This window comes from Dyadobacter sp., from assembly GCF_051859145.1.
Classification (GTDB): Bacteria; Bacteroidota; Bacteroidia; order Cytophagales; family Spirosomataceae; genus Dyadobacter.
This window is the reverse complement of sequence record NZ_JBHYGF010000239.1, coordinates 1-6695: the sequence shown is the minus strand read 5'-3', so window position 1 is coordinate 6695 and position 6695 is coordinate 1. Positions and strand designations below refer to the sequence as shown.

The window sequence follows — 6695 nt, the reverse complement described above, 5'->3', positions numbered from 1 at the left end:
ATTCACCTGCACTCCGACCGCAAAGCTGAACTCAGTGCCAACAGCAATATCCAATACGTTTACATATTTGCAATCGTCGCCATATTCTTGCTCGGGATTGCCTGTGTGAATTTCATGAACCTCGCGACAGCGCGATCTTCCAACCGGGCAAAAGAAGTAGGAGTTCGGAAAGCTCTGGGATCGAAACGGTCATTTTTAATGAGCCAGTTTTTGACTGAGGCAGTTTTGCTCAGCCTTTTGTCACTGGTACTGGCACTCATTCTCGCTTATATCGCCTTGCCGTTTTTCAATAATCTGGCAAGCAAGCAAATCAGCTTTCCGTTTGATAATATCCTGTTCTGGATCGTTGCAGTTTCTACGGCCGTGATGGTCGGTATTCTTGCGGGAAGTTATCCTGCTTTTTTCCTATCTGCATTTACGCCGTTGAAGGTTCTACGCGGTGCGATAGATCAGAATGGAAAAGGCGGATACCTGCGTAATGCATTGGTCGTGTTCCAGTTCATGGTATCAGTTATGCTGATTATTGGAACAGGAGTTATTTACAACCAGCTGAATTTCATCCAGACCAAAACGCTGGGTTATACGAAAGAGCAGGTTTTGATTATTAAAAATGCCTATGCACTGGATGCAAAGGCGCGCACATTTAAAGATGAAGCCGCGCAATTGCCCAACATCGAAAGCACCACACTGACCAGCTTTTTACCAACCCCATCTTCCCGTACCGACAATACCTTTTTTCCCGAAGGACAAATGCAACAGGAGAAAGGGATCAGTATGCAGAAGTGGGCAGTTGATTATGATTACGTCAAAACACTCGGCCTGAAAATGAAATCGGGCCGTGCATTCCAGGAAGAGTTTCCAAGTGATTCTTCCGGGATCATCATCAATGAAGCAGCCGCCAAAATCCTGGGTTATGCAGATCCGGTAGGCAAGCGAATTTATGATCTCAACACCAATTCAACCAATCGGGAAACAACGTATACTATACTAGGTGTAGTAAGTGACTTTCATTTTGAATCGCTCAGGCAAAATATCGGTGCATTAAGTCTGGTGCTCCGGCCAAGTTCCGGGATGGTGGCAATGCGCATTAAAGGAGGAAACTACCGGGAAACAGTCGCGCGGGTAGAGACATTATGGAAGGAAATGGCACCTGGTCAGCCATTCAACTACGGTTTTATGGACGAGGATTTTGATCAGCAATACCGTGGCGAGCAGCGTGTTGGACAAATCTTTATCACTTTTGCGGTGATTTCCATTGTGATCGGCTGCCTGGGATTATTTGGATTATCTGCCTACACCGCAGAAAGAAGAACCAAGGAGATCGGCGTAAGAAAGGTACTTGGCGCGAGCGTACCGAACATTATCGCGCTTTTATCCAAAGATTTCCTGAAACTGGTATTGCTCTCGATCCTGATCGGAAGTCCGGTTGCGTGGTACGCCATGAACAGCTGGCTGAAAGACTTCGCTTACCATATCAACATATCCTGGTGGATGTTCGCCGCCGCCGGCGCATTGGCCATTGTAATTGCATTGCTAACCGTAAGTTTCCAAAGTATAAAAGCCGCGTTAATGAACCCGGTGAAGTCGTTGAAATCTGAATAGGGGAGGAAGGGAGGAAAGGGAAGAAAGGGAGGATGGAGCATTGTCAGAATGAACTATACAAGTTAAATTTTCCATCCTCCTTTCCTCCATCCTCCCTTTCCTCCATCTTCCATCCTCCCAAACATCACTACCAATCCCGAAACCATGCTAAAAAACTATCTGAAAATCGCCTGGCGGAACTTGTGGAAGAACAAGACTTTCAGCCTGATTAACATTCTCGGACTTGCGCTGGGAATGGGTTGTAGCCTTTTGATTATGCTTTGGGTGCAGGATGAAGTGAAAATGGACCGTTTTCATGCGAATGATGCGCGGTTGTTTTCGGTCATGGAAAACCAGCATTACTCCGGTACGATCAGTACATTTTCGGCCACACCCGGCGTGCTTGCAGAAGCGATCGTGAAGGATATACCCGAGATCGAAATGGCGAGCCAGGTACTTTGGCAGGAAGAGCCTGTTATCATGGTGAAAGATGTTTTTGATAACGAAAAGGGACGATATGTTCAGGGCGATTTCCTGAATATGTTCTCTTTTGAACTCGCCCAGGGCGATAAGGCAACTGCATTGAAGCGGCCCGACGGTGTGGTTATCTCCAAAAAACTGGCTGATAAATACTTCAAAGGCCAGGATCCGATGGGAAAGACAATCCGGGTGGATAATAAAGATGATGTAATTGTAACAGGCGTTTTGAAAGAAATCCCTGCTTATGCTTCCATGAAGTTCGACTTTCTGATGAGCTACGATCGCTGGCTGAAGCAAAATAAATGGGCAACTGAGTGGGGCAATAATGGTCCGCGCTGCGTGGTGTTGCTTGCAAAGAATGCAGATCCGGAGCGGGTAAATGCGAAGATCAGGGACTATATCAAAACCAAAAATAAGGACAGTAATGTAGAGCTGTTTCTGATCAATTACGGGAAATCGTATCTGTATTCAAACTGGGAATCGGGCAAGCAGAATGGCGGCCGGATCGAATATGTACAGATGTTTACGATCGTGGCTATATTCATTCTCGTTATTGCCTGCATTAATTTCATGAACCTCGCCACTGCACGGTCGGTGAAGCGGGCCAAAGAAGTCGGACTGCGGAAGGTAGTTGGCGCTTACCGTACAAGCCTGGTGGGGCAGTTTATGGGTGAGTCCATATTGATCACCTTTATCTCGCTGCTCTTCGCATTACTGATCGTTCTGCTGCTGATCCCGGCGTTCAACAACCTGACAGAGAAAAAATTGGCTCTGGATTTTCTAAATCCATTCCTGTGGGTACTCCTGTTTGCGCTCACGATCATTACTGGCATTGTTGCAGGGAGTTACCCTGCCATTTTCATGTCTTCGCTCAATCCGGTTACTATTCTCAAAGGTGCATTGAAGTTTAAACCGAGCGCCACTTACTTCCGGCAGGGATTGGTGGTGTTCCAGTTTGGCCTTTCCATTCTGCTGATCCTGGCAATGATCGTAATCTACCGGCAAATCGATTACATACAAACTAAGAACCTGGGTTTTGCAAGGGAAAATCTGTTGTATATACCTGATATAGAGAAAGGAATGGAGAAGAACTTTACTTCATTCAAGCAGGCGCTGGAAAATGAGGCGGGGATCAAATCGGTGACGCATGCACAGTCGAGCCTGCTGGATATCGGAAGTTCGACCATGGGTGTATCCTGGCCGGGGAAAGATACTACGCAGCAGTTGCTGTTCAGTGTAGATCCGGCAGGTTATGATTTTGTAAAAACAATGGGCATTCAGTTGCTGGGCGGACGGGATTTCAGCCCCCAGTATGGTACCGATTCACTCAATTACCTGATCAATGAGGCCGCTGCAGCGAAAATGGGTTACAAGGATCCGGTCGGTAAAGAGCTGACGATGTGGGGTAAGAAAGGGAAGATCATCGGCCTGATGAAAAATTTCCATATGGGCTCATTACACGTTCCGATCCAGCCGCTCATCGTCAATTTGCAACCTGAAAAATCGGTTTGGGGCGTTGCATTGATCAGAACAGAGGCTGGGCAAACAGACCTGGCGATCAAAAACATTGAGAAGTTGTTCAAGCGGTATAATCCGGGATTGCCTTTTAAATACCAGTTCGCCGACGAAGAATTCGGTAATCAATACAAAGCTGAAAATGTGGTCAGCAAACTTTCCAACTACTTTGCGTTCCTCGCCATTTTCATTTCCTGTCTGGGCTTATTCGGACTTGCTGCATTCACTGCCGAGCAACGCACAAAAGAGATCGGGGTCCGTAAGGTCTTGGGCGCCAGTGTCAGTAACCTGGTCGGGATGCTGTCTGCCGATTTTATCAAACTTGTGGGAATAGCCGCGATAATCGCATTCCCGATTGCCTGGTACTTCATGCAATCCTGGCTGGAAAAGTACGCCTACCGCATTGAACTCGAATGGTGGTATTTCCTTGTCGCAGGTATCGCAGCATTGATCATAGCACTGGTAACAGTCAGCTTCCAGGCCATCAAAGCCGCATTAATGAACCCAGTGAAGTCGTTGAAGAGTGAATGAATAAAGGAGGAAGGAGGAAGGAGGCTCCATCCTCCCTTTCCTCCATCCTCCCATTTTCCCATTTTCTTAAAAACCATGCTCAAAAACCACCTCAAAATCGCATTCCGGAACTTGTATAGTTCCAGGCTTTTTACTTCGCTGAATATCATCGGCTTGACCGGTGGGATGGTGGCGGGTGTCTTTATTTTGCTGTGGGTCCAGAATGAGCTGAGCTTTGACAGCTACCACAAAAAGTCGGACAGGATCAGCCGCATTATCACACACCTGACGCTGAGCAAGGAGGAAACCTGGCATTGGGCTACCACGCCGCTGCCGCTGGCCGCGCAGTTGAAAGCACTTCCCGAGATTGAAATGGTGACTCGTGAGAACTATGTCGGAAACCTGCCGATCCGGATAGGGGAGAGGAAAATCAGCGGGGAAAATGCGGCTTATGTCGATACGAATTGGTTCGAAGTTTTTGATTACGAGTTTATAGCAGGCTCTCCGGCCACATTCAAGTCAGCGATCCGGAACATTGCGATGACTGAGGCAAAGGCCAAGGAGCTTTTCGGGCAAACGGACGTAGTAGGCAAGATACTCCGCATTGATTCGCTTGATTATGCGGTAGCTGCGGTGTACAGGAATAACCCAGCCAATTCCAGTTTTCAGCTCGATTATATACTCCCGATGTCCGCTTATCTTGCTAATGCGAATGTTCTTAAAAATCTTAATAACTGGAATAATTTCGAGTTCCAGACATTTGTGGTGTTGAAAAATAAGCCGGACCTCGAAAAGCTGAGCAAGAAGCTGACGGGCATTATTTCCAATTTAAAAAGAGATGAAGGCGGAAAGCCCTCCACCAATACAGCCTTGGAAGCCGAAATGCTGACGGACGTTCATTTCAATAATGAGATTCAATACGCTAACAGTACCAATGGCGACCGCAAAACGATTTACATCTTCTTCGGGCTGGGCATTGTAATTATTCTCGTTGCGTGCATTAACTATGTGAACCTTACTACTGCGCGCGCCAGTGTGAGGTCCAAGGAAGTTGGGGTGAAGAAGTTGCTGGGCGCGAGGCACGCGCACCTTTTCGGCCAATTTATGACAGAATCGGTGATCACCTGTGTGACAGCCTTACTGTTGTCCGTGATTTTCATTTACCTCCTGCTTCCTGTTTTTAATTCCATTACATCCAAAACATTCACGCTTTCTGTCGCAAATCCCGCACTTTGGATGATTTTGCTGGGTACTACCTTGCTGGCTATTATCCTGACAGGTGTTTATCCTTCTGTTTTGCTTTCGTCATTCAAGCCGTTTGACACGATCCGGGGTACCAATGTGCTTGGAGCCAGCAATGCAGCTTTCCGAAAAGGTTTGGTAGTTGTGCAGTTTACAGTTGCCGTTGTTTTTCTGGTTGCTATGCTGGTGGTGAGGCAGCAGATGGACTATGTCCGCAACAAAGAACTTGGTTACGATCGTGCGCATACATTTTCATTCAGGCTGCCGTGGGGAATGAAAACCAAAGTGGATGCCCAAACCGTTAAGGCAAAACTGCTGGGAGAGTCCAGCATCGCCGACGTGACTATTGCCAGCCAAAGCATTGTGCAGATCAACAGCAGCACGTCTGGTTCTTACGATTGGGATGGTCGCCCGAAGGATTTTGCTCCTACTGTTGCGCAGATCGTCGTGGAGGAAAATTTTCAAAAGATGTTCGGGCTCAAATTGGCGGGAGGGCGCTGGTTTGAGGCAAATCGCGTGGTGGATGATGGGAATGTAATATTAAATGAAACCGCTGTCAGGAAGCTGAATTTAAAAGAACCTGTGATCGGGAAACGGTTTGACTTTCAAGGTAACAAAGGAGTGATCATTGGAATAGTAAAAGATTTTCATTTCAAAAGTTTGCGCGACAAGATTGAACCCCTGGTGCTTTTCAGAAGCAAAGGCTGGCAATCTGCCCTTTACGTAAAAGCCCAACCCGGCAAAGATGCCGAGGCGATCAGGGCGGCAAACCAGATCTGGGACGAGTTCATTCCTGATTATGCGATGAAGTACACTTTTCTGGATGAATCTTACGACATGCTTTACAAGAATGAGCAACGTACTGCAACGCTTTTCAACATATTTACCATCACTGCATTGCTGATCTCCTGTTTGGGATTATTTGGTCTGGCTACATTTACAGCAGAGCGGCGGATTAAAGAGATAGGTATCAGAAAAGTGCTCGGCGCTTCGGTCGCCTCATTGGTTTCCCTGTTATCGGCAGATTTTGTCGTGCTGGTACTATTATCCGTCGCAGTCGCTTCGCCGATTGGTTATTACGCTATGGACAAATGGTTGCAGGAATTTCAATACCGCATTGAGATCAGCTGGATTGTATTTGCCGTAGCAGGAGCTGCATCCATCCTGATTGCATTGCTGACGATCAGCTACCAGTCCATAAAAGCCGCATTGATGAACCCTGTTAAGTCGTTGAAATCGGAATAATGGAGGATGGAAGAAAGGGAGGAAGGGGAAGAAAGGGACGGGTGACTCCATCTGTCTTGTCCTGAAAAAAGTGGACACGTTTGTGAAATGTTTACTTCTTCATCTAAGCTGCCTTCATTCGG

At 47.0% G+C, this 6695-nt stretch carries 3 protein-coding genes; all 3 read left to right on the top strand.

The features are described from left to right. On the top strand, nucleotides 1–1602 hold a 1602-nt coding region (locus ACTIE6_RS14605; RefSeq protein WP_439557342.1), incomplete at its 5' end, for an FtsX-like permease family protein. A gap of 144 nt (nucleotides 1603–1746) precedes the next feature. Continuing rightward, nucleotides 1747–4107: an ABC transporter permease gene (locus ACTIE6_RS14600; protein ID WP_439557341.1), complete on the top strand. Its 2361-nt coding sequence runs from the start codon at nucleotides 1747–1749 to the stop codon at nucleotides 4105–4107. Nucleotides 4108–4182: 75 nt separating this feature from the next. Further along, nucleotides 4183–6573 (top strand): ABC transporter permease, encoded by a 2391-nt coding sequence (locus ACTIE6_RS14595; protein WP_439557340.1) that lies wholly within the window; start codon nucleotides 4183–4185, stop codon nucleotides 6571–6573. Nucleotides 6574–6695 lie beyond the last annotated feature (122 nt).

Bases quoted from the DNA above. Each gene is read 5' to 3' on its own strand.
- ACTIE6_RS14600 (WP_439557341.1), top strand. From the start codon at position 1,747: ATGCTAAAAAACTATCTGAAAATCGCCTGGCGGAACTTGTGGAAGAAC.
- ACTIE6_RS14595 (WP_439557340.1), top strand. From the start codon at position 4,183: ATGCTCAAAAACCACCTCAAAATCGCATTCCGGAACTTGTATAGTTCC.